The sequence below is a fragment of the Bacillus sp. VT 712 genome (genome assembly GCF_001614195.1).
Taxonomy (GTDB): Bacteria; Bacillota; Bacilli; order Bacillales; family Bacillaceae_H; genus Priestia; species Priestia flexa.
This window is the reverse complement of record NZ_LWBK01000042.1, coordinates 1-23452: the sequence shown is the minus strand read 5'-3', so window position 1 is coordinate 23452 and position 23452 is coordinate 1. Positions and strand designations below refer to the sequence as shown.

Genomic DNA, 23452 nt, shown 5'->3' with positions numbered 1-23452 from the left:
GAAGAAAGCGTATAAGCAATTTCAAGACTTTGTGAAACGTAAGTTAAAGTATGAAAAAGACATGGAGATTTTTAACGAACGGAATAGTTATTCAAAAACAGATCATGATGCCACGTTTATGCGTATGAAGGATGACTACATGAAGAATGGCCAACTGAAGGCGGGGTATAATGTGCAAATTGCGACAGAAGGTCAATATACACTTGCTTACGATGTCTTTTCAAATCCAACGGACACACGAACACTTTGTCCGTTTCTTGACGCAATTGAACATCACTACTTCGAACTCCCAGACTATATTGTCGCAGATGCGGGATATGGAAGTGAAGAGAATTACCTCGATGTGCAGAACAGAAAGCGTACGCCTCTTATCACATATAGTATGTATCGAAAAGAGAAGAAAAAACGCGTTAAGAATGACCCATTTCAGACAGCGAATTGGGATTATCATGAAGAAGATGATTCCTTTACTTGTCCCAACGGGAATAAGTTGACGTTTCGTTACAAATCGCATCGCACAGACCGTTACGGATTTACAAGGTTATTCAATGTGTACGAATGTGAAGACTGTTCAGGTTGTCCTTTTCGTTCACAATGTACGAAGGCGAAAGAAGGAAATAACCGAAGAATCCATTATAACGAAAGGTGGGAACAACAAAAGAAAAGCATTCAACAGCTGCTTTCAGAAGAAAAAACGGGTAAAATCTACGGAAAACGTAAGATTGACGTAGAACCAGTTTTTGGATATCTGAAGGCTAATTTGCGTTTCACTCGAATGTCCGTAAGAGGCAAAGAGAACGTGAAAAACGAATTAGGGTTTGCGTTCATGGCGGTGAATGTACGAAAGTACATCGCCTCCAGCGTAAAATGTGCATAGACCAATCAAACAGATCAACAAAAAAGGGTTCTCATCATCAAAATACGATGATGAGAACCCTTTTTCATTATTTTTGGCTAGTTATGTCCCAGCCTCTTTTTTAAAATTGTCAGGTTGATAGATTAATTAGGGAAAAGGTTGCGATTCAGCAATTGACATGCAAATGAAATTTTTCTTCCGGAGATTTCTGTTAAAATAATAGGAAGAGATCATTGAAAATGTTGAATTTCTATACATAGATGGAGGAATAGATGAATGACAATTGAAAGGCATTTAATTCAAAAGGAGTACTATGAAACCTTGCTTTCAGAAGAAAATTTATCTAATCCAATTATGGCGTTAGGTGAAGCGCTTTTGGAAGAACAAAAGCAAGAGGTTTATGAACTATCATTTATTCGTTTTTCACAAGGGGAAATTTATTTCCATAACAAAGACTTTGAAGCAGCTATTTATAAGTGGGAAAACGTAAATGGAGAGCTTGAGCTTTGGGCAAAGAAAAATATCGGAGATGCTTATTATGAGCTGGGACTGCTATCAATTGCCGAGGAGATGTATACCGCTATCGACTCGGAATCTAGCACGCTCACAGCGGAAGTTGGCTTAAAGCTATTTTCATTATATAAAGAACAGCAAAATTCCGAGCGCTCCTATGAAGTGATTAAGAACCTTGTCTCATTTCAGCCTAGCTACCCGAACGTTACGCTGTTAGCAAGAGAATTTTACGAAGAGCAGAGTGACTGGAAAAGTGCCGTAGAGCTAGCTGTGGACGAAGCGATTCGCACTGAGTCATTAAAGTGGTTTGATACATTAAAGAAATATGTAGATAAAGGCTATACAAAATCATTCGCACCTGATTATTTTTATCAGGTACTTATTACCTTCTATAAAGTTGATCAGCTACACTTTAAGCAGCTTGTCTGTGCACTTTGGAAGAGTTACGTTGGTCAAGATTCACACTTAGCGTGGGTTAAAACCATTAATAATATCTTTTTAAATGTAGAAGTAGGTCTATATGAATACTGGCAAGAAATCTCTCGCTTATATGAAGAGACGTACGTAGAGCTCATTAACGGTCAGTATACAATGCGTGACCTTCACGATGTTGTGCCACACTTGCTTGCTAACTGGCTAAAAGTTACGAGCCAAGCCCGCTCGTTATTTCCTTCAGCAGCTATTTTGGCATGGAATGAGCAGTTTACATCTTCGATTGCTTCACCTGCCTTACAAGAAGCAGAGCGTCTCATTTTTGAGTCATCAAGTGATATAGATGGCTTAACGTATTTTCTTGAGCTTGGTGAAAATATTACAAAATGGGGAAGGCACCATGGGCTTGAAGTTGGCTATAAGTTTAACTGGTTAGCTAGTTCATTTGCAGATTTAAAAACGAAATATGTTATGGTAGCGGGTGCGATGCAAAGCGATAAAGCCTCAATTGTTAATGCTGTATTAAACGAGCATATAGCAGGTGGAAATAACGTACCAATCCTAGTCTTCCATGATGAAGAATTTAAAGTGAATCAACGTTCGTCAAAAGAAATGAATACGAGTACAGAATGGCATTCTTTTAGTAAATTAAAAGAAGTAAGCGAAGCTGATACGTGCTTAGAAGTTCGAGTGCCAAATCGTTTTTTACAAGATCAACACTACGGTCTCATTGATATTCCAGGCTTTCACGGACAAATGGATGAAGCTGAGTATATGTTTGAGTATCTTCCTATTGCAGACGGACTACTATTTGTACTTGATGCAAATCAGCCGTTTACAGAAAAAGAGCGAGATATGTTGCTGCTTGTGAAGAAGCAAGCGCCAGAGCTTCCTATTCACTTCGTTTTAAATAAAGTGAATGCGCTAGAAGATGAGCGGGAAATGGAACGTTTTATCGAAGAAACGTCAGCTTATATTCACGCTGATTTTCCAGAAGCGAGCATTTTACCATATGCTTCGGTATATGAGCTGGATGAGAGAGGTAGCATAGCTCGATTTATGAAAGAAAACTTCCACTTCACTAGTCTACAAAATAACCGTGAACGTCGCATTAGCAGTTTATTAACGTTTATTCGCAAAACGCTTTCGGATTTATTAAAACAGCGTGCGGAGCAAGAGAGTGGGTACGTACAAGCTATTCATTGGAATGAAGATATGCTTGTGCGTGTGAACGGCTTTATTAATACGCTAGAGGATAAAGAAAGCGAAGCGGTTCATGAGCTTGTAAACGTGTATCAAGGTATTAAAGATCAAATGAAGCAAGCGTTAACGAAAAATCTTCCTAAGCTTCTGCGTGAATGTTCTAGCATGCTAAATGAAGAGAGTGATTTCCGTCGAATCCACCTGGAATTAAACAAAAAGATGAACGAGAAAATTCAAGAGTATATTGAAAAAGACCTTTTACCAGAATTTCGAGCGTCCCTGCATGACTGGATGAAACAGTGCAACGACCACTTTACTGACATGCAATCTTATATTGAAGATATGGGCAATAGCTTTAATGAAATGTATGAAAAAGAGCGTTTTATGCTCCAGTGTGATTTTAAAGTACTGGATGATTGGAAACGTGATATTAACCGAATGACAACGCGCATGCAGTTAGAAGAAGAAAACATCTTTTTACGTGTGAATCCAGCGCAAATTCTTTTAAAAAGCGCAGGAAAGATTTTTGGCTCGTTCTCGCAAAATAAAACGATGCTTTATAATCAATATAAAAAATATATTGAAAATGAAGAGTATGAAGATGTTACGGCATCTGTGCTAAATAAGTTCTTTCTACAATTTGATTTGTTTGAGAAGTCTCTAGAAGTGGATATTCATCTCTTTTTTGAGCCACCTATTCAAGAGCTGCACGGAGCAGTTGAAGAGTCTCATGAAACAATTGAGCGCAGTAAGAATGCACTTAATGAGATGAAGGAAAGCCTGACGGTATATAGTGATCCACTTTCTGTATTCCAATTACGTCTTCGCCAATATGAAATTATGCTACAAGCAGAAGAAAGCGTGACGTATGAAGAAATTAAGTCAACAAGTGTTGATCACTCTGAGTCATATTCATAACAAAAAGGCAGGGAAACCTGTCTTTTTATTATGCAGTTCATAGTATTGTAAAAAAGTAAAAAAATAGTGATAGGAAAGGTGCGGAGCAGAAGAGTTATCCACAACAAGTTTTTAATGAAAGTGCATACAAAATAAGGATATTAACAGAGTTATACACATTATCAACAATAATTCTGAAAATTCCTATAAAATATTCACATTGTTATACCAGGTCATAACGATTGTTAAATACAGTTATTAACGACTTATACACATTATCCACATACATGTTAGTAAGTTATGTGTATATCTTTTATTGTTTAGAAAGAGAGTTGAACTAAGGAATTCCTTCTTACTGACCTAACTATTTATTATTGTTAAAAAATAACTGCATAACAAAAGAGTTTGGGACATAACAAAATGATTGCTTCTAAAAGACGAACACTAGCTGTTCCCATCTCTTTGATTTGTCTCCACACGTTCGTTCCATTGCGCTACGGCCAATCGCTTTCCGCGGGGAGGAACCTGAGCTTCCTCGCTGCGCTGCGGGATCTCTGTTTTCCCTCTCTTTCCCGCAGGAGTCGAGTGTCCTACGCTCCATTCCACCCTGTTTCCAACATTGTTTTCACAATCAACCAAAAAACCTGAACGATTAAAAGTTATGAACTCTCAATCGTTCAGGTACAGTAGAGGCTGAACTACTTATGTCTCAGTCTCTTTCCTAAGAGATTAATGTCTAGATTGCTTTTTAGTATAGCCGCCAGCTTGGTCTGCTAACTTAAATTCATGAGAATACGTTACTTCTTGTGCGCTTCTTAGTGTACTTTTCGTTTTTTCATGACGCTTTTTATCAGCCATTAAAATCCCTCCAAGTAGTTCATTTCTGTACTAAGTTTCACCAAGTTTGGCGTTTTTTAAACCAATAGGCAAACATAAAAAAAGAGCTATCCATGGAGATGGATTTGCTCTCTACGCTTCTTTTAACTGGTGGTCTTCATGAACTTCTTGCTCGTGACGCATGTAGTAAAGAGTATATAAATCCTTGGGGATTTCATATAAATCGTATACTTCTTCTTTTCGATTGATTTCATCGTATAAGCTTTTTCGCGTTTCGTTAGCAAGGACTGCATAAGGTAGCTTTTCAGCTGCTTTCAGTGAACGGACATTGACTTTTCGGATTCGCATAAATACGCGCTCAATCTCTAGTTCGAAAAAGAGTTCGTTAAAGAATGCTTCTTTGGCGAGCTGATTATATCCTTTGCCGTGATAAGGTTTGCCTAACCAAGTACCCAAAAAGCCAGCTTGGTCTTCAATATCAAATAAGTTAATCGTGCCGATTGGGTTACCCCATTCATCAAGAATTGTACGCGAGATGACTTCCCCGTGCTCTTCTGCTTCCATTGTTTGCTTCGTCACGAACAAAAACTCTTCTTGAGAATACGCTTTATGACGAACAAAAGGGAAGACATCTGGATGCATCATTAGGTCATAAAGAGATTGACAGTCTTGTAGGTCACGTTTTTTTAACATAACTTTTCCCTCCCGAATGAGGGCATACAAAGGACCTTCAAGTCCCCACCCTCGAAATTTTTTAGTAGTAAAAAAAATTTCGGGGTGGGAATCGAACCCACTAGAACCAGTTACCTGGTGGCGCACCATTTGCCTTCCCATTACAAGTCAACGATTTCAAATGTTAACAAGTGATGTGTATAGATTTGTTTTTTTCATATGTTTCTGTACGTATCATACTAAAAAAATTTGAAATTGAAAATAGTTATTTTGTTAATTTTTTTTAAATAATATCTTTCCATTAATCATTGTTACTAAAGGCTTAGCCAGGTAGTGAAAAGGGTGGTAATTCCATAGTACTAAATCAGCGTCTTTATTACGTTCAATGCTGCCAACACGGTGATCAACGCGCAGGTTTCTAGCAGCTGCAATTGTAATACCTTCGAGTGCTTTTTGTTCATCTAAGCCTTCTCTTACAGCAATGGAAGCACAAATATTTAAATATTGAATCGGCGTGTAGGGGTGGTCAGTTGTAATGGACACTTCTACGCCTTGATTCCAAAGTGCTTGATAGGTTTCCCAGCTTTTATTTTTGAGCTCAATCTTTGATCGTCTTGTTAGCGTAGGTCCAACACAAACCTTTAAGTTTCTAGAAGCTAGCTCATGAGCAATCAAATGACCTTCGGTGCAGTGTTCAATACGGATATCTAAATTAAATTCATCCGCAAAACGTAAAGCAGATAAAATATCATCCGCGCGATGAGCGTGAATTCGAACAGGAATTTCACGTTGCAAAGCCTGCACAAGAGGCTTGATTCGTAAACTGTCGGTATTGTCACAGTATTTTGCTTCATAGAACGCTTCGCGAAGCATCCCCATAATGCCCATGCGAGTGATGGATTCTTTGTTTCCATGACTGTGAATTCGCTTAGGGTTTTCACCAAGCGCAATTTTCAGACCAGCAGTTTCTTGGATGAGCATGTTTGAGATGTTGGTGCCAGTAGTTTTAATCACAGAAGTTGTACCGCCGATTACGTTTGCGCTTCCTGGCATAATATGAGCGGTTGTTATGCCGTGCTGAACAGCGTCTTTGAATGCAGAATCAAGTGGATGTACGCTATCCAATGCTCGAATATGTGGAGTGAGCGGCTCGATAGTTTCATTTGCATCATTACCAGCCCAACCCGTGCCTTCGTCATAGAGTCCAAGGTGTGTATGAACATCAATAAACCCAGGAAATAAGTATCGGTTTTTACAATCTACGACTTCCACTTGAAGAGGAGGCTGTAAGTTCGATCCAACATCTTTAATTTTTCCATTAGCAACAAGTACGTCGCAGTTAGGTACTGCCCGTGATGTAATTGGATAAACTGTAGCGTTTTTAAATAGTGTCGCTTTCATAGCAAACTCCTTATCTGATACATTCATACACCGTTATAATAAGTCTTGTAATGCATTTTCTAATTTAGTATATGTAAAATGGTAGTTGTGTTGCATCATTTTTTCAGGAATTACGCGTTGTCCTTCTAAAATAATCATACTCATTTCGCCAAGCATAAGCTTCAGGCCAAAACTAGGGGCTGGAAGCCAGTGAGGACGGTGTAAAACTGCACCCACAGTTTGACCAAACTCTTTCATTTGGATAGGGGTAGGTGCTGTGACGTTAACAGGTCCTTGTACGTCTTGGTTCTCTATCGCAAACTGAATTATTCCCACAACGTCTTTAATATGCACCCAAGAGAGCCATTGATTTCCTGAGCCAACTGTTCCTCCTGCAAAAAAACGATAAGGCAAGGCAATCATTGATAATGCGCCGCCTTCTTTTCCTAAAATAACGCCAAAGCGCGTAAATACAGTGCGAATTCCTAAATCTTTAGCTTTCGATGCCTCTTTTTCCCACATTTTAACCGTTTCAGCTAAAAAGTCATCACCAACGGATGGAGACGTTTCAGTGAAGGTATCGTGTTCCGATGTTCCGTAATAACCTACAGCGCTTGCGTTAATATAAGCAGAAGGTTTTCTTTCTAAGCTATCCATAATTCGAATGATTTCACGAGTAGAAGAAACTCGACTTTGGACAATCGCTTGTTTTCGTTCCTCTGTCCATCTACCGCTATTCAACGAAACGCCTGCTAGATTAATAAAGGCATCAGCCCTCTGAATAACATCTTCAGGCTTAGCATTTTCTTTTAGCCATTCTACATAGTGAAGGTTAGGATTGTGAGAGGGTTTATTAGCATTCCGTGTTAACACGTATACTTCATGCTGTTTTTTTAGTAAATCATGCACGAGTGCTTTTCCTACAAAACCCGTACCGCCAGCAATCACAACTTTCATTTTCATTCCTCCTTTTTGATAAGTACCACCTAATACTAGCTCTATTGTTTACCAAAACGATGGTTTCAATCATTGTTCTTATATTAGTACTTATAGTTATAAAACCCTTTTTTTATCGAAAAAAACATTTCTTTTTGTTAGATCATATAATGAAAATTTTAAAATAAGTATTGTCTATATAAAATGAATGCGTTATAACGACGCTATCGAAAGTGCTTTCGTAACAGAGGAGAAAACAATGGTTACAATTTATGATGTTGCAAAGAAAACGGGTTTTTCAAGTACAACTGTATCAAAAGCTTTAAATAACTATTCAGACGTTAGTGAAAAAACGAAGCAAGAAATTTTAGGGGCCGCGGCTGAGATGGGCTATTTGCCTAACTCCAATGCTCAATCACTTTCTACAAAGAAGTCCCACATGATTGGCGTTGTGTTTGCTGAAGAAAACGGCGTTGGTATGAAGCATCCATTTTTTAACGCTGTGATTGAAAGTTTTAGGAAACATGCCGAGCGTGAAGGGTACGATCTCATCTTTGCTTCGCGAAATTTACGCAATCGTGATGTTAGTTATTTGGAACATTTTATGTACCGAGGCGTAGACGGAGTTATTGTATTTTGTTCGCGTGCTGATGACTCTCAAATTCAAGATTTAATTAACAGCAAGCTTCCCATTGTTGTCATTGATATGATGGAAGCTCCGTGCAGTACGGTTTATTCTGATAATGTGGAAGGAGGAAAGCTAGCTGTTCAACATTTACATTCACTCGGTCATGAAAGAATTGCTCATATTGCAGGCAGTTTTATAAATGCTGTTGGAGAAGCGAGAGCAAAAGGGTACCAGAAGGGAATGCAAGAAATGGGCTTATCAATTCGAGACGGTTATCTTGTAGACGGTGGCTTCTTTTCAATTGAAGAAGGAAAGCTAGCAATGAATAAGCTTTTAGATTTAGAGGTTCAGCCAACCGCAGTATTTACAGCTGGTGACCATATGGCGATTGGTGCAATTGAAGCGATAAAAGAGCGAGGGCTTCGAGTGCCGGAAGATATCTCAATTATTGGATTTGATGATATTGACATGGTACAGTATATTACCCCGAAGTTGACAACGATTAGGCAAGATACGGATTTAATGGGAAATCAAGCTGCACAAATTTTAATTGAACAAATCACTCACAAGAAAAAAGTGATCTCATCCAACGTCATTCCAGTTGAGCTTGTCAGTCGATAAGGGCGTCGATTTACGAATTTGGTCATTCATTTATCGTCGTTATGGCTGGGGTTTCTGGTATTTCAAGAGATTACTACGAAGCTGCTCTAATTGATGGTGCTAACCGCTGGCAAACGTTTACGAAAATTACGCTGCCATTATTAAAGCCAATTTTACTGTATATCATGATTACGTCTCTTATTGGCGGCCTGCAGTTATTTGATTTACCAATGTTGTTAACGGATGGCGTTGGTTCTCCAGATGGAGCTTTAAATACGATGGTGCTATATCTATATAACCAAGCATTTAAATACAACAACTACGGCTACGCATCAGCAGTTGCCTACGGATTATTTATCATTACCGTTATTTTCTCTATTTTTGTCTTCAAAGGAATGTACGGTAACCAAAATAAAAAGGAAAAGCAGGTGTAAACAATGATAGAACGACCTGTGGTGAATAAAAGTAAGCAAAGTCAATCGTTAGAGACTAAGGTTTCGATTAAAACACCCGGATCTGGAAAGGCAAAAGCAATCAAGCTGTTTATTTAAGCAGCGTTTGATGATATTGTTGAAAATGGCCGCGTTCATGATGCAGGTCGTGTAGAGTACGTGGAGCAACATTTACAGGCTGTACATGAACTCAATGAAGAAGGAATGGGTATTGAAGGCTATTATTTATGGTCATTAATGGATAACTTTGAGTGGAGCTTTGGTTACGATAAACGCTTTGGAATCCTCTATGTAGATTTTGATTCTCAAGAGCGAATTTGGAAAGATAGTGCATATCGATATGCGGAAATTATTAAAAGCAACCGTAGCATCTTAATTTGAAAGCAACGGATACGTTCTTCTTGGTTCAGTGTGATATGATGAGCCAAGAAGAATTTTTTTGTTGAATTGGATGAGGTGAAAAAATGACGGTTATTACGAAAATTACAACGCAAAAGAATAGCGCAGAGAGATTTAATGTTTATATAGATCAAGGAAAAGGCGAAGAATTTGCTTTTGGTGTTGATGCCAATGTTCTCATTCAGTATGACTTGAAAAAAGGACGAGTGTTGGATGAGTTTGAACTAGCGGAAATTCAATTTGCAGATGAGGAAAAAAAAGCTTATAACTTAGCGGTAACCTATCTCTCATATCGAATGCGCTCTGAAAAAGAAGTAAGAGATTATTTAAAGAAAAAAGAAGTAGGAGATATGATTGTTCAGCAGGTGATTCAAAGGTTAGATTCTCACAGGTATTTAAATGATGAAGAGTTTGCCAAAGCCTACGTGCTTACGCAGGTTAACACTACGTCAAAAGGGCCGAGTGTTATTAAACGAGAGCTTCAAGAAAAAGGGATTAAACCAGACATCGTTCAGTCTACGCTTGAACATTTCTCAAAAGAAGAGCAAATTGAAACAGTAATGAAGCTCATTGCAAAGCTAAAGGGGAAATATAAAAAGTACTCAGAAATCGTCATGAAGCAAAAGATTGAGCAGTTTTTAGTGAACAAAGGCTATTCTTTTAGCATTATTAACGAAGCCATGCAGCACGTGGATGTTGAAAAAAATAGTGATGAAAAATGGCAAGCTCTTACACAACAAGGCATGAAGGCTCATAAGAAATACGCGAAGTATAGCGGCTGGGAGTATGAGCAAAAAATGAAGCAGAACCTCTATCGAAAAGGCTTTTCAATTGATCAAATTGAAGCGTTTATTTCATCCTTGGAAGAAGAATAAAGCCTTGCTGTCAGCAAGGCTTTTGTGTATGTTACATCATAATGTCTTCCTTTGTCATACGCTGGTTGAAAATAATGCTAGCTACTTCACTTGGATGCTTTAAGCGGCTTTTATCCGCGATATGATCGCTGTTGTCCCAAAAAGGCGTATCCATTCCGCCCATATAAGCAGCAGTGCATGAAACAGAAGTGTGCTCACATTCTACTTTTAAACTTTCAACAAATCCTCTGAGCGCAAATTTACTTGCGACATAAACGGATTCGTTTTTCTTTCCGCGCAGCCCAGCAGTTGAGATGATGGTTAAGATAGAGGCTTGCTCACGTGTTTGTAGATGAGGTAGCAGGGCTTGTGTGAGGTAAATTGTTCCTTTAACATTGGTATCAATGACCTCATCAATCATCTCTTTTGTGTAGCTTGTAAGTGGTCCAAAATGTCCCATACCTGCGTTGTTAACTAAAACGTCAACGGAGTGAAAAGACAAAAGATTATCCATTTTTTGTGTAAGCTCTTGGTAATTAGTCAAGTCCGCTGAAACGGTGGCAATGCAGCTTGTACCTAACTCTTCTTGTGCTTTATTCAGTCTTTCTTCATTTCTGCCTAATAAAATGACTTGATCGCCATTTTGTACATATAGCTTAGCAAGCTCGTTGCCAAGACCCGTTGCTCCGCCCGTAATTAATATTGTTTTCATGTAAACGCCTCCTTATATTGCTCTCCTTTTAGTTATACCTTTTGTTATAATAAAAAGAAAGGAACAAAAGGGGGAAACATCGTGTCAGACAAAAGGTATAGTGAAATGAGTACGTATGAGATTCAGCAAGAGATTAGCGTGCTAAATGATAAAGCACGAAAAGCTGAGCAATTAGGGATGATTAACGAGTATGCCGTATTAGAAAGAAAAATTGTGATGGCTAAGTCGTACTTGTTGGATCCATCTTCATACAAACCTGGTGAAGTATATGAAATTGAAGGAGCTCCAGGTCAATATTTTAAAATTGATTACATGAATGGAGTGTTTGCTTGGGGGTTTCGTTTAGGAACCTCTGAGAAAGAAGAAGCACTACCAATCTCAATGCTTAAGAGCGATTCATAAAACAAAGCACGAATTGACGGCGATCAATTCGTGCTTTTATTTTGTTAGCCGTCTGTACGTTGGTTAGATGCGTGCATACGCTCCTGTGGGTTTGTGTTAATTGTTCCATCAGCGCGTTTTGAAGCGAATTCAGCTTTAGCGCGTGGCTCACCTTCTAGTTTGTTGTTTGATTGATTTGGAAAGTTTTTTTCTTTATTACGCATTCAAGACTGCCCCTTTTACAAAAGAATTTGTTGTGTGTATGATATAGTAAGTCAGGGAAAGCTATACTCCCCTTGACTTAGTGTAAGTCGAAACCAATCGTTTACTCATGAATAATTTGGTAATAGAGGTGTTTATATGGAAGATATTTTTGAAAGACTCACAAATCAATTACTTGCAAAAAATGATACACTTTCTTATGCACAAGCAAGAACGTGGGTGGAGTTATTTTGGGAAGATTTCGAGTCAACGTATGCAAAAGCAGGCTATGAATACAAGGGAAAAGAAGCTGCAGAGCAAGTTGTAAAAATGTACATTAACCACTATGGGGATAAGCTTCATGAAGTGGCGGTCAAAAACCCAAAATATAAGCACTTATTAAATAACGATGATTATTTAAAGCATTAATTTACAAATGAAAAGCCCCCTGGCTCTAGCTTAGGGGGCTTTAGGTGCTCAAATGGCTTAGTGAGGAAGATAGGCGAGCTTTTTACGAAGCTTTTTCTCACTAAAAATCCATCCTGTATACGAACAAATAATATTCAAATCATAATCAAGCTGAACCACTGCTACAAACGGGTAATAATCTTTGCTACGATAGCGAAGGTCAATGAAGCGAACTTCAATATGATCGCTGTATTCATCAACTTCCCAACGATAAATTGGGGAAAAAGATAAGAATGCAGCCAGGTTTTCATCACGTTTAGCAACATCAATTATGTCAGACTCAGGAATAGGAATCTTTTTAAATGTATCGTAAATAAAGATTTTCTGGCCAACTGCGCGCCCAACGTGGAAGTTTTCTTTGGTTGTGATGGCTAGGTGCCAGTGTGTAAAGCGAATCGTTGGTGAAATATTCATTTTTACCACGTCCGGAAACTTCTGGCGTATTTTCTTTGCAATTTGGTGTCTCATGTAAAAGCGCCATACATAGTACAAAGCAATAATACTGTACATGGTAATAAAGGTTGGGCCAGGACTCATTCCTAAGAACCAAATTAAGATGGCAACAACATGGACAGCAAAGATAAAGTAGTCAAATGTATTAATAACACCGAGCGCAATCCATTTATCAGTAAATGGCCTTAAGGCTTGTGTGCCGTAAGCATTAAACACATCAACAAAAACGTGAATGATAACGGCAGCAAAAGTCCAAATCCATAAGTGGAATAAATTAGCGTTTGGAAAAAACAGCGAAACAATTACAATAATAAGCAAGGGCCAAAGCGCCACTGCTGGAATTGAATGCGTGATTCCGCGATGATTTCGAATGTAGTGAGCATTATTTTTAAGTTTTAAAATCGTATCTAAATCAGGTGCTAATGAACCGGCAATAACGCCAATCATTACGGCTTCTGTGGTGACACTGCTTGCCGCGACAACAGGATCTAAAGTAGCAAGTGCACCGATGGCGATTCCCATTGCAATATGTGTACCAGTATCCATTAAAGCAACCTCCTTATTTGCTTAACCTTACTTTTCAGATAGAAGCAAGTGTGTTTAGAGTATAACATGAATAGAAACAGAACAATATTTCAATACCAATACATTGTATATATATAGCTCATAACTCGGAGGATATAACGTGAAACAAAGTAAAGATATTGTCAAAGATTTTCAAATAGAACAATTTCAGCACGATCTTATCTCATGGTTTGAGACAGAACAGCGCATTTTACCATGGCGACAAGATCAAGATCCCTATAAAGTATGGGTTTCTGAAATTATGCTACAACAAACGCGAGTTGATACAGTCATTCCATACTTTAATAATTTTATTGAGAAATTCCCAACGATTGTAGACTTAGCCTATGCGCCTGAAGACGACGTATTAAAAGCATGGGAAGGGCTAGGCTATTATTCACGAGCGCGAAATTTACAAGCAGCTGTTCGCGAAGTGCACGAACAATACGGTGGCAAAGTTCCCCACACGCCAGATGAAATCTCAAAGTTAAAAGGAGTAGGACCATATACGACTGGAGCCATCCTTAGTATTGCATACGGGGTACCTCAGCCAGCTGTTGATGGGAACGTCATGCGAGTATTGTCCCGTATTTTATCAATTTGGGACGATATTGCAAAGCCAAAGACTCGCAAGGTTTTTGAAGAGGTTGTTCATGAAATCATTTCAAAAGACAGCCCGTCGTTTTTTAATCAAGGCCTAATGGAATTAGGCGCCATTGTATGTACCCCAACTTCTCCATCCTGTCTTCTGTGCCCTGTGCGTGAGCATTGTCGAGCGTTTGAGCAGGGTGTTCAGCAGGAGTTACCGGTTAAGTCAAAGAAAAAACCACCAAGAGCTGTTCAAATCGCAGCGGCTGTTGTTACAGATGAACAAGGTAATTTCCTCATTCACAAGCGTCCCAATAAAGGTTTACTTGCAAACCTGTGGGAATTTCCAAATGTAGAAGTGGATCTTACAATTGGGACAGAGCAAACTCAGCTTACATCCTTTGTTGAAGCCGATTATGATACAGAAGTGGTGCTAGACCATCCTTTTACAGTCATTCAGCACGTGTTCTCCCACATTGTGTGGAACATTAACGTGTATAAAGGGGTACTCACGGGCAATATTGCTAACCGAGATGATTTAAAGTTAGTATCGGTTAAAGAAATAGAAGAATATGCGTTTCCGGTGTCTCATCAAAAAATTCTAAAGGAATACCATAAAATTACTTAATGAAAAGAGACTGTGGTTGTTCACAGTCTCTTTGTTGTTGTGTTTAATCATATATTACGTTGGTGGAGTGCGTGTAATCATCTTCATTTCGATGCAGACCGCCACGATTTTCAATTTCTTCTATAATTTGACGATGAATACCTTGGCCTTCAGTATTTAAATAAGGCATGATTTGCTGGAGGGAATGATGAAAATATGCGAGCTCATTATCTCGCCATTCGGTCTTTGCCATCATTGATAATTCAGTCATATCACGACCTATGTACATGCTTCATCACCTTCTTGTCATTAATTAAGCCTCATTCTTGCATCGTAAGCAAATGAATCTAGGCAGACTTATTTTTTCATCTCCCCTTGTTTCTTATACAGAAATATAAGTACAATATGAACAGAACGATACATAAGGAGTAGATAATATGGAACAAAAAGTAGCACTTGTAACGGGAAGCAGTCGTGGAATTGGAAAAGAAATTGCACTAAGACTTGCAAAGGACGGATACAATATCGTCCTCAACTATGCGCGTAGCAAAAGTGCAGCATTAGAAGTAGCAGAAGAAGTAAAAGCACTCGGACGTGAAGTGCTGGTTGTAAAAGCAAACGTCGGTAAGGTCGAAAAAATCAAAGAGATGTTTGAGCAAATTGACGAAGCTTTCGGGCGCTTGGATGTATTTATTAGCAATGCAGCATCTGGTGTTTTACGTCCTGTAATGGAGCTTGAAGAAACACACTGGGACTGGACAATGGATATTAACAGCAAAGGTTATTTATTCTGTGCGCAAGAAGCGGCAAAAAGAATGGAAAAAGTCGGGGGCGGCAAAATTGTAACCATCAGTTCACTGGGCTCGATTCGCTATTTAGAAAACTATACAACGGTAGGAGTTTCAAAAGCAGCCGTTGAAGCATTAACTCGATATCTTGCGGTAGAGTTAGCTCCGAAAAACATCATTGTGAATGCTGTATCTGGAGGAGCCGTTGATACCGAAGCGTTAAAGCATTTCCCAAATCGCAATGAGCTGTTAGATGATGCGCGTCAACATACGCCAACAGGTCGAATGGTTGAGCCAAATGATATGGTAGATGCGGTTCAATTTTTAGTGTCAGATAAAGCCAATATGATTTGTGGTCAAACGCTTATCGTAGATGGCGGACGTTCTTTACTGATGTAATAAACTAAAATAAAAAAGAGTGTATATCGCCGTAATCACCTGGACATATTAATTTTTGTGGAGGTGATTACAATGGCAAAACAACCAAACAAAACAAACGCGCAAAACGTAAAGCAACAAAACGCACAAGCTGCAAACAACCAATACGGTGCAGAATTTGCTAGCGAAACAGATGTGCAACAAGTGAAGCAACAAAACGCACAAGCTGAAGCAAAGAAAAACCAAAACTCTGGTAAATACCAAGGTTAATGGTAAAAGCGAAGCCAAGATTCTTATGAAGGATCATGGCTTTGCTTTTTAATTTGACAAAAGCTCTCGAAACTTTACATATCTCGTCAAAGGAATTAAAGGTGAAAGAACAGAATCTTAAAAGTGGACTTATACCCAAGAGCGTTCTGATTTCAATTTCAACAGATTCTGCTTTATAAATGTGTTACCTACCTGAAATGAAAGAAGTGAACGAGCTGTTTACTAGAAGGAGGAGTAAGACATGGAGCAATTTACAAAATTAGTGTCTCAACAATTAGAAACGATGGACCAACTTTTGTTTTTACAATCAGAAATTGAACGCTGTCAACAAATTGAAGAAGAGCTTATTAAACTACAGGCAGAAGCAAAGCTGGATTGTATCCGCGGAGAAATTAGCGTGATGAAGCAAAGGCTAAAAGAAATTCAGCAAACTTTTGAGGTACAAACAGAAGAGATTATCTCTTCATACAAAAAGGATTCCCACTATCCGGTATCTCGTTAAAGGAAAGCTGCACCTCTCTTTTTAAAGGATGTTTCCTTGCTAAAAAGAGAGGTGCAGCTTTTTTATTCAAGAAGAACCACATCACATTTGTTTTAAAATAGAAGAGAAACCGTTATAATAAATAGGAGAGGACAATGTATATACGAAACAAGGTCACTGTTTAGAAAGCAGATATGTTACCGCTTTGATAAAAAGCATCGATGGTTTTAACTAAAAGAAGTAATGACATATAAGACTAGGCTGTGACTACTTAAAAGCGTACGTGAGGTAATTGTGATAGTCAAAATGAAAGTAGGGAGTGGAGATGGGATTTCCAATGGAAGGAGAAACAATTCAAATACACAGTTATAAGCACGATGGCAAGCTTCATCGTGTGTGGGATCAGACGACGGTTTTAAAATCGACAAGTAGCCTGATGATTGGAGGAAACGATCGCACGGTCGTAACAGAATCAGACGGTAGAACGTGGATTACAAGAGAGCCAGCCATCTGTTATTTCCATTCGCAATATTGGTTTAACGTGATTGGTATGATTCGTGAAGATGGTATTTATTATTATTGCAATATTAGTTCACCATTTACGCATGACCAAGAAGCGCTGAAGTACATTGATTATGATTTAGATATTAAAGTATACCCAGATATGACCTATACGCTTCTAGATGAAGATGAGTACGAAAAACATCGTCAAGAAATGAACTACCCAGAAGCGGTAGACCGTATTTTACATACTCATGTTGAGCATTTGAAAACCTGGATTCGCCAACGTAAAGGACCGTTTGCACCAGAATTTATCGATACGTGGTATGAGCGTTTTTTAACATATCGACATGCATAAGCGCACGGATATAAGCGTCATTATAGGATCTAGAAATTTGACCTATATGATGCTTTTTTATGTTGAGTACCAGAGCTTAAAAACCGCATATGAAAGTGTGCAGAATGTTACATTATAAAAGAGGCTTAATAGGCATAGCCATTTAGAGGAAGAAGGGAGAGAGAACAAGTGGGGAGCATCAGGCGGTATATGGAATTTGTAAAGCCATATAAGTGGCAAATTGTTGGAACAGTTTTAATTGGTGTGGTAAAGTTTTCAATTCCACTATTAATTCCACTGCTGTTAAAATACGTACTTGATGACGTTATTGATTCAGATACATTATCAGACAGTGAAAAAATAAAGCAGTTGTTGATGATCATGGGTGGTTCTTTCTTTGTTTTTTTAATTTTACGCCCTCCAGTTGAATATTATCGTCAATATTATGCGCAGTGGGTATCAAGCAAAGTATTGTATGATATTCGAAACCAGCTGTTTGATCATATTCAAAAGCTCAGCCTTCGTTATTATTCTAATACGCGTGTAGGTGAAATCATCTCGCGTGTCATTAACGATGTAGAGCAAACGAAAAACTTCGTAATCACGGGTTTAATGAATGTTTGGCTTGATATGTTCACCATAGTAATTGCTATTATTATTATGTTTACAATGAACGTGCCACTAACATTGGTATCTATTATTTTACTGCCATTATACGCTTTATCCGTTAGATATTTTTATGGTAGGCTACGTCATTTAACTCGTGTACGCTCTCAAGCATTAGCTGAAGTACAAGGTCATTTACATGAACGGGTACAGGGAATTTCAGTTATTCGAAGCTTTGCGATTGAAAATCATGAGCAAGCGCAGTTCGATGATCAGAACCGTAATTTTTTACAAAAAGCAATTGATCATACAAATTGGAATGCTAAGACATTTGCAGTGGTGAATACGATTACGGACTTAGCCCCGTTAATTGTTATTGCGTTTGCTGGTTATCAAGTTATTAACGAAAATTTATCGATTGGTACTATGGTGGCGTTTGTAGGCTATATTGATCGGTTATATAACCCGCTGCGTCGACTTGTAAACTCATCAACAACATTAACGCAGTCCGTTGCTTCTATGGACCGAATGTTTGAATTTATTGATGAACAATATGACATTGTAGACTCGCCTAATGCGAAAGACGCTCTAGAGATTAAGGGAGCAGTTCAGTTTAATAACGTATCATTTGCGTATGAAGAAGATGAGTATATCCTGCACGATATTAACTTGGATGTTGAACAAGGAAAATCGGTAGCGTTTGTAGGTATGAGTGGTGGCGGTAAATCAACTATCATTAGCCTTATTCCACGCTTTTATGATGTCTCTTCCGGGGAAATTTTAATTGATGGTGTAAACGTAAAAGACTATCAAACGAAAAATCTGCGCGATCAAATAGGAATCGTTTTGCAGGATACGGTATTATTTAGCGATACGATTCGTAACAATATTCTATTGGGAAAACCGGGTGCCACAGATGAAGACGTTGTAGCAGCCGCGAAAGCAGCTAACGCCCATGACTTCATTATGAAATTGCCCAACGGTTATGATACGAAAGTGGGAGAAAGAGGAATGAAGCTTTCAGGTGGGCAAAAGCAGCGCGTCTCCATTGCTCGCGTATTTTTGAAAAACCCACCGATTTTAATTTTTGATGAGGCAACATCTGCATTGGACTTAGAAAGTGAACATTACATTCAAGAAACCCTTGAAAAGCTTGCGAAGGAACGAACGACGTTTATCGTGGCGCACCGTTTGTCAACCATCACACATGTGGATGAAATTGTACTCGTTCAGGATGGAAAAGTCGTTGAACAGGGTTCTCACGGAGAGCTAATGAAGAAAAAAGGATATTACTATGATTTGTTCACTGTACAGCAGTTAGGGCAAAATTAAAAGCCAGGTAGGTACCTGGCTTTTTTAATCTTGTTCTCGCTCATGATTAATTTCAAGTGCATTGTCTTCCTTATGATAATTGTGGAAACTATCGATTAATCGATCTAAATGCTCTAGCTCTTCACTGTATTCAATGATACTTGCGATGAGAGGAAATAAGTGATACAACATCTTGTTATCTTCGTCATCTTCAAGCAGCTTATATTTCATAAATGCATCAATTAATGCACGCTTTTTTGTATATGCTTCAGTTGGTACAGATGTTGTTAATTGAACTTTTAGCTTACCAATAAACTTTAACAGAGCCTGCTCGTGATACATTAGCAAGCATTCCATCTCAGATTTTATGAGATTCTGAAACGACTGTGGCATGTGTTGAATATCATTTTCAAGACGATGCAGCTGCTTTAATGTTTTAAGAGCATGGGAGGTTGTTGTAATCATTTGGCGGAAAAGCACAAGTTTTCGAGATTTAACAAATACCTTTTTCTTTGAATTCGTTCGCTCTTCTTTATAGAAATCAAACAGCTGATTGGCTTTCGTTAGCTGATCCTTGATTTTCTCAATGTCTTCTTTTAACAGCGTATATTCAGAAGCATGGTAGATATTCATACGAATCCACTTAATAATTTCTTCAGTTGTACCAACAATTTTATAATAAAGCTTTGTTTCATACTTTGGTGGTAAGAAAATTAAGTTTACAATAAACGCTGAAAAGACCCCTAATAAGACGGTTGCAAAGCGGATGACTGCAAACTGAACAAAGTCATCACTAGGGCTTTCCATAATAGCAATAACGGTTACCAGCGCAAGGCCAATTGTATTGCCGATTTTTAGCTTTAAATTAAGCGTAATTACCATAACAGCCGTTAAACCAATAATAAACGGATGTGTGCCGAATAAAAGTCCAAACCCAACTGCTAGTAACGCTCCGATGACGTTAGCTTGAATTTGCTCCAAAACTGTCAAATACGAGCGATAAATTGAAGGCTGAATAGCAAAAACTGCTGCGATTGCTGCGAATGTGGGTGATGGCAGATTGAGCAATTCAGCGACTAACAATGAAAGTGTAATGGCAATTCCCGTTTTTAAAATGCGGGCACCAAGTTTCATGCTTTCATAGTCCTTTCTATACATGAGATTTTGATAAAATAAATAAAAGCTTCTTTATAGTATACATAACCCATCTTGAATTATATAAACAATAACATACTATACAAGGTTTGCATGTGGATATCAAGAGGAAGGAATAAGAAAAATCCCGTTAAATAACGGGATTTTTCGACAAGTATTTTTATGTTCAATTAGTTTACAAGAAAAAGAAGGATTACAATTCTTTGCTTAGCTGCTCAAAAGCTTTTTCTACGGCTTCTAACGTCACATGGATATCTTCTTCCGTATGTTCTGTTGTTAAGAACCAAGCCTCGTATTTCGAAGGAGCTAAATTAATACCTTGATGAAGCATGAGCTTGAAGAATTTTGCAAACAATTCACCGTCTGTATTTTCAGCCTGTTCATAGTTAGTGACTGTCTCTGTTGTGAAGTAAAGCGTTAGCGCACCTTTTAAACGGTTGATAGTAATTGGCATTTTATATGTACGAGCGTGTTTTAAAATACCTTCTTCAAGGATCGCACCAAGCTTGTCCATTTTGTCGTATACGCCTTCTTCTTTTAATACTTCTAAGCACGCAATTCCAGAAAGCATGGAAGCTGGATTTCCGGCCATTGTTCCAGCTTGGTAAGCGGGACCTAAAGGAGCAACTTTTTCCATGATTTCTTGTTTACCACCGTATGCTCCGATTGGAAGGCCTCCACCGATGATTTTTCCTAATGCTGTTAAGTCTGGCTTCACACCAAGTAAGTCTTGGGCACCACCATACATGAATCGGAAAGCGGTGATGACTTCATCATAAATAACAAGTGCACCTGCTGCGTGTGTTAGTTCATTTACCTGTTCTAAAAAGCCTGGATGCGGCTCGACAATTCCAAAATTCCCTACGATTGGTTCGACCAGGACACCAGCAATTTGGTCTCCCCACTTTTCTAAAGCTTCTTTAAATGGTTGAATATCGTTGAATGGAACGGTAATAACTTCTTTTGCAATACTTTTTGGTACGCCGGCTGAGTCTGGTGTGCCAAGCGTTGAAGGGCCAGATCCCGCTGCGACAAGCACAAGGTCTGAGTGTCCGTGGTAGCAACCAGCAAATTTAATGATTTTGTCACGACCTGTATATGCTCGCGCTACGCGAATTGTTGTCATGACAGCTTCTGTTCCAGAGTTGACAAAGCGAACTTTATCCATTGCAGGCATCGCTTCTTTTAACATTTTTGCAAATTTTACTTCATGAGCAGTTGGAGTACCGTATAATACGCCTGTTTCCGCTGCGTGTGTAATTGCCTTTGTGATGTGAGGGTGAGCATGACCCGTGATGATTGGTCCGTATGCTGCTAAATAATCAATATATTTATTTCCATCAACATCCCAAAAATAAGCGCCTTTTGCTTTTTCCATTGCAACTGGGGATCCGCCACCTACTGCTTTATATGAACGAGACGGACTGTTTACACCGCCGACAATATGTTGAAGTGCTTCTCCGTGAAGCTGTTCTGATTTCGTAAACTGCATAATATGCCTCCTAAAGTATAATTCCACGTTCTATTCTACCAAACTTATTTGTTTCTTGAAAAACATTGTAGAAGGTGTATGATAGAAAACTGTGCATGAACAATTTAAATAGTAGATAAAACTAGTTGAATAGATGGAGGAAACGAGATGACAAATGCAATTGAGGTAAAGGGGTTGCGAAAAGAATTTAAGGCCTATTCGAGTCGTTCAGGCTTAAAAGGTGCGTTTCGTGACTTGTTTACAAGAAATTATAAAGTATTAAAAGCTGTAAACGATATTTCGTTTACAGTCAAACAAGGTGAAATGGTTGGATATATCGGAGAAAACGGAGCAGGGAAATCGACGACCATTAAAATGCTGACGGGAATCTTAACACCAACTAGCGGTGAGATTCAAGTGAACGGAATGAACCCTCATAAAGAGCGTGAGCAGTTTACGCGTACCATTGGGGTAGTATTTGGTCAGCGTTCACAGCTTTGGTGGGATATTGCTGTTCAAGAATCGTTTCGGCTACTAAAAAAAGTATATAAAGTATCAGATGAAGATTATAACAACCATATGGAGCACGTGATTCGAACGCTGGATATTGGTCCATTATTAGATAAGCCTGTGAGAAAGCTATCTCTTGGTCAACGAATGCGATGTGAGTTAGCGGCAGCACTTATTCATAATCCACCGCTGCTTTTTTTAGATGAGCCAACCATTGGGCTAGATGTATTAGTGAAACTAAAAATTCGTCAGTTCCTAAAAGAAATTAACGAAAAATACAATACAACAATCTTATTAACAACGCATGATTTAGCTGACATTGAAGCCTTATGTGAGCGCGTCGTTATGTTGGATGAAGGAAACATTATTTATGATGGTTCGCTACAAAAGCTGCGTTCTAACTGGGGAGATATGAAACAGGTTATATTTGAATTTACAAAAGAACCACTTCAAGAACAGCTGCAATTAATTACACAGGGGTTACCTGTTACGTGGGTGAGGGGAGACCGCCTCAACAGCTGGGTTGCTAATCTTGAGAACAAAGGAGATAGCATGTCACAGCTAATTGCTAAAGTAGCAGCGAAATACGAAATTGCTGATTTAAGTATTCATGAAATTTCAACTGAAGAAGTTATTCGTAACATCTATGAAGAAGGTGTTGTGAATGGATAAATATATTGAAATGATACGCATTCGTTTCTTAATGATGCTTGCGTATCGAACGAATTACTACAGCGGTATATTAATCTATGCGATTAATATTGGAGCCTACTATTTCCTATGGTCTGCTATTTACGGAGGGAAAGAAAATATTCAAGGGCTATCAATGACGCAGATGACAACATATGTAGCTGTGTCCTGGATGGCGCGCGCCTTTTATTTCAACAACATTGATCGTGAGATGGCTATGGAAATTAAAGACGGGAAAGTGGCGGTTGAACTAATTAAGCCCTATAACTATCTTGGAATGAAAATGATGCAGGGGCTTGGAGAAGGGATTTTTAGACTGCT

The 23452-nt window shown here is 38.6% G+C and carries 26 protein-coding genes; 16 read left to right on the top strand and 10 right to left on the bottom strand.

Features of this window, described 5'->3' with window-relative positions:
* The coding region (locus A2U94_RS16845) for a transposase (protein WP_156482280.1) at positions 1–877 on the top strand (877 nt) is incomplete at its 5' end.
* Between the two features lie 255 nt (positions 878–1132).
* The gene (locus A2U94_RS16840; protein ID WP_025908657.1) at positions 1133–3922 is read left to right on the top strand and encodes a dynamin family protein; all 2790 of its coding nucleotides are present in this window, start codon (positions 1133–1135) and stop codon (positions 3920–3922) included.
* 708 nt (positions 3923–4630) lie between these two features.
* Here A2U94_RS16840 and A2U94_RS20845 read toward each other — a convergent pair.
* The 4 genes from A2U94_RS20845 to A2U94_RS16825 form a co-directional block, all read right to left on the bottom strand.
* A complete protein-coding gene (locus A2U94_RS20845) occupies positions 4631–4759 on the bottom strand; it encodes a YfhE family protein (RefSeq protein WP_076512909.1) in 129 nt (42 codons plus the stop codon).
* 111 nt (positions 4760–4870) lie between these two features.
* Positions 4871–5431: a GNAT family N-acetyltransferase gene (locus A2U94_RS16835; RefSeq protein WP_025909523.1), complete on the bottom strand. Its 561-nt coding sequence runs from the start codon at positions 5429–5431 to the stop codon at positions 4871–4873.
* Positions 5432–5683: 252 nt separating this feature from the next.
* Positions 5684–6811 (bottom strand): amidohydrolase, encoded by a 1128-nt coding sequence (locus A2U94_RS16830; RefSeq protein WP_025909524.1) that lies wholly within the window; start codon positions 6809–6811, stop codon positions 5684–5686.
* 33 nt (positions 6812–6844) lie between these two features.
* Positions 6845–7747 carry a TIGR01777 family oxidoreductase gene (locus A2U94_RS16825; protein WP_025909525.1) on the bottom strand — a complete coding sequence of 301 codons (903 nt, stop codon included), beginning with the start codon at positions 7745–7747 and terminating at the stop codon, positions 6845–6847.
* Positions 7748–7985: 238 nt separating this feature from the next.
* Between A2U94_RS16825 and A2U94_RS16820 the strand changes: the two genes are divergently transcribed.
* From A2U94_RS16820 to recX, 4 genes are all read left to right on the top strand, one after another.
* On the top strand, positions 7986–8975 hold the full coding sequence (locus A2U94_RS16820) for a LacI family DNA-binding transcriptional regulator (RefSeq protein ID WP_025909526.1): 990 nt from the start codon (positions 7986–7988) through the stop codon (positions 8973–8975).
* Positions 8972–9388, top strand: coding sequence for a carbohydrate ABC transporter permease (locus A2U94_RS16815; protein ID WP_440839755.1), 417 nt, complete (start codon positions 8972–8974; stop codon positions 9386–9388). The genes A2U94_RS16820 and A2U94_RS16815 overlap by 4 nt, the downstream gene beginning before the upstream one ends.
* A gap of 132 nt (positions 9389–9520) precedes the next feature.
* On the top strand, positions 9521–9787 hold the full coding sequence (locus A2U94_RS16810) for a family 1 glycosylhydrolase (RefSeq protein WP_035320535.1): 267 nt from the start codon (positions 9521–9523) through the stop codon (positions 9785–9787).
* 83 nt (positions 9788–9870) lie between these two features.
* Complete coding sequence (recX, locus tag A2U94_RS16805) at positions 9871–10680, top strand: recombination regulator RecX (RefSeq protein WP_025909529.1); 810 nt, start codon at positions 9871–9873, stop codon at positions 10678–10680.
* A gap of 31 nt (positions 10681–10711) precedes the next feature.
* Here the strand turns inward: recX and A2U94_RS16800 are convergent, their stop codons facing one another.
* Positions 10712–11371, bottom strand: coding sequence for an SDR family oxidoreductase (locus A2U94_RS16800; protein ID WP_025909530.1), 660 nt, complete (start codon positions 11369–11371; stop codon positions 10712–10714).
* Between the two features lie 81 nt (positions 11372–11452).
* Here A2U94_RS16800 and A2U94_RS16795 point away from each other — a divergent pair, with 81 nt between their 5' ends.
* Entirely contained in the window at positions 11453–11773 is a 321-nt protein-coding gene (locus tag A2U94_RS16795) for a YfhH family protein (RefSeq protein WP_025909531.1), read from the top strand.
* A gap of 44 nt (positions 11774–11817) precedes the next feature.
* On the opposite strand, the gene A2U94_RS16790 is transcribed toward A2U94_RS16795, so the two are convergent.
* A complete protein-coding gene (locus A2U94_RS16790; protein ID WP_025909532.1) occupies positions 11818–11976 on the bottom strand; it encodes a small, acid-soluble spore protein K in 159 nt (52 codons plus the stop codon).
* Between the two features lie 136 nt (positions 11977–12112).
* Between A2U94_RS16790 and A2U94_RS16785 the strand changes: the two genes are divergently transcribed.
* Positions 12113–12382: a YfhJ family protein gene (locus A2U94_RS16785; protein WP_025909533.1), complete on the top strand. Its 270-nt coding sequence runs from the start codon at positions 12113–12115 to the stop codon at positions 12380–12382.
* A 57-nt stretch (positions 12383–12439) separates the two neighbouring features.
* Here the strand turns inward: A2U94_RS16785 and A2U94_RS16780 are convergent, their stop codons facing one another.
* A complete protein-coding gene (locus A2U94_RS16780; RefSeq protein WP_025909534.1) occupies positions 12440–13420 on the bottom strand; it encodes a metal-dependent hydrolase in 981 nt (326 codons plus the stop codon).
* A gap of 139 nt (positions 13421–13559) precedes the next feature.
* On the opposite strand from A2U94_RS16780, the gene mutY reads away from it, so the two are divergent.
* Positions 13560–14654 (top strand): A/G-specific adenine glycosylase, encoded by a 1095-nt coding sequence (gene mutY / locus A2U94_RS16775; RefSeq protein ID WP_025909535.1) that lies wholly within the window; start codon positions 13560–13562, stop codon positions 14652–14654.
* Between the two features lie 43 nt (positions 14655–14697).
* Here mutY and yfhS read toward each other — a convergent pair whose 3' ends face one another.
* On the bottom strand, positions 14698–14922 hold the full coding sequence (gene yfhS, locus A2U94_RS16770; protein ID WP_025909536.1) for a mother cell protein YfhS: 225 nt from the start codon (positions 14920–14922) through the stop codon (positions 14698–14700).
* A gap of 148 nt (positions 14923–15070) precedes the next feature.
* Between yfhS and fabL the strand changes: the two genes are divergently transcribed.
* The 5 genes from fabL to A2U94_RS16745 all read left to right on the top strand — a co-directional run bounded on the left by fabL (position 15071) and on the right by A2U94_RS16745 (position 19326).
* On the top strand, positions 15071–15820 hold the full coding sequence (gene fabL / locus A2U94_RS16765) for an enoyl-[acyl-carrier-protein] reductase FabL (protein WP_025909537.1): 750 nt from the start codon (positions 15071–15073) through the stop codon (positions 15818–15820).
* Between the two features lie 72 nt (positions 15821–15892).
* Entirely contained in the window at positions 15893–16069 is a 177-nt protein-coding gene (locus A2U94_RS16760) for a gamma-type small acid-soluble spore protein (protein WP_062686670.1), read from the top strand.
* A gap of 241 nt (positions 16070–16310) precedes the next feature.
* Positions 16311–16571, top strand: a complete 261-nt coding sequence (locus A2U94_RS16755) for a YgaB family protein (RefSeq protein WP_025909538.1) — start codon at positions 16311–16313, stop codon at positions 16569–16571.
* A 304-nt stretch (positions 16572–16875) separates the two neighbouring features.
* Positions 16876–17409 carry a nucleoside tri-diphosphate phosphatase gene (gene ntdP, locus A2U94_RS16750; protein ID WP_025909539.1) on the top strand — a complete coding sequence of 178 codons (534 nt, stop codon included), beginning with the start codon at positions 16876–16878 and terminating at the stop codon, positions 17407–17409.
* Between the two features lie 168 nt (positions 17410–17577).
* Complete coding sequence (locus A2U94_RS16745; protein WP_025909540.1) at positions 17578–19326, top strand: ABC transporter ATP-binding protein; 1749 nt, start codon at positions 17578–17580, stop codon at positions 19324–19326.
* 24 nt (positions 19327–19350) lie between these two features.
* Here the strand turns inward: A2U94_RS16745 and A2U94_RS16740 are convergent, their stop codons facing one another.
* A complete protein-coding gene (locus A2U94_RS16740) occupies positions 19351–20439 on the bottom strand; it encodes an FUSC family protein (RefSeq protein WP_025909541.1) in 1089 nt (362 codons plus the stop codon).
* 214 nt (positions 20440–20653) lie between these two features.
* Entirely contained in the window at positions 20654–21952 is a 1299-nt protein-coding gene (locus A2U94_RS16735) for a glutamate-1-semialdehyde 2,1-aminomutase (protein WP_025909542.1), read from the bottom strand.
* A gap of 147 nt (positions 21953–22099) precedes the next feature.
* Here A2U94_RS16735 and A2U94_RS16730 point away from each other — a divergent pair, with 147 nt between their 5' ends.
* Both A2U94_RS16730 and A2U94_RS16725 read left to right on the top strand, forming a co-directional pair.
* Positions 22100–23113, top strand: coding sequence for an ABC transporter ATP-binding protein (locus A2U94_RS16730; protein ID WP_025909543.1), 1014 nt, complete (start codon positions 22100–22102; stop codon positions 23111–23113).
* A partial coding sequence (locus A2U94_RS16725) for an ABC transporter permease (RefSeq protein ID WP_197473417.1) occupies positions 23106–23452 on the top strand: 347 nt, incomplete at its 3' end. The genes A2U94_RS16730 and A2U94_RS16725, both read left to right, overlap by 8 nt.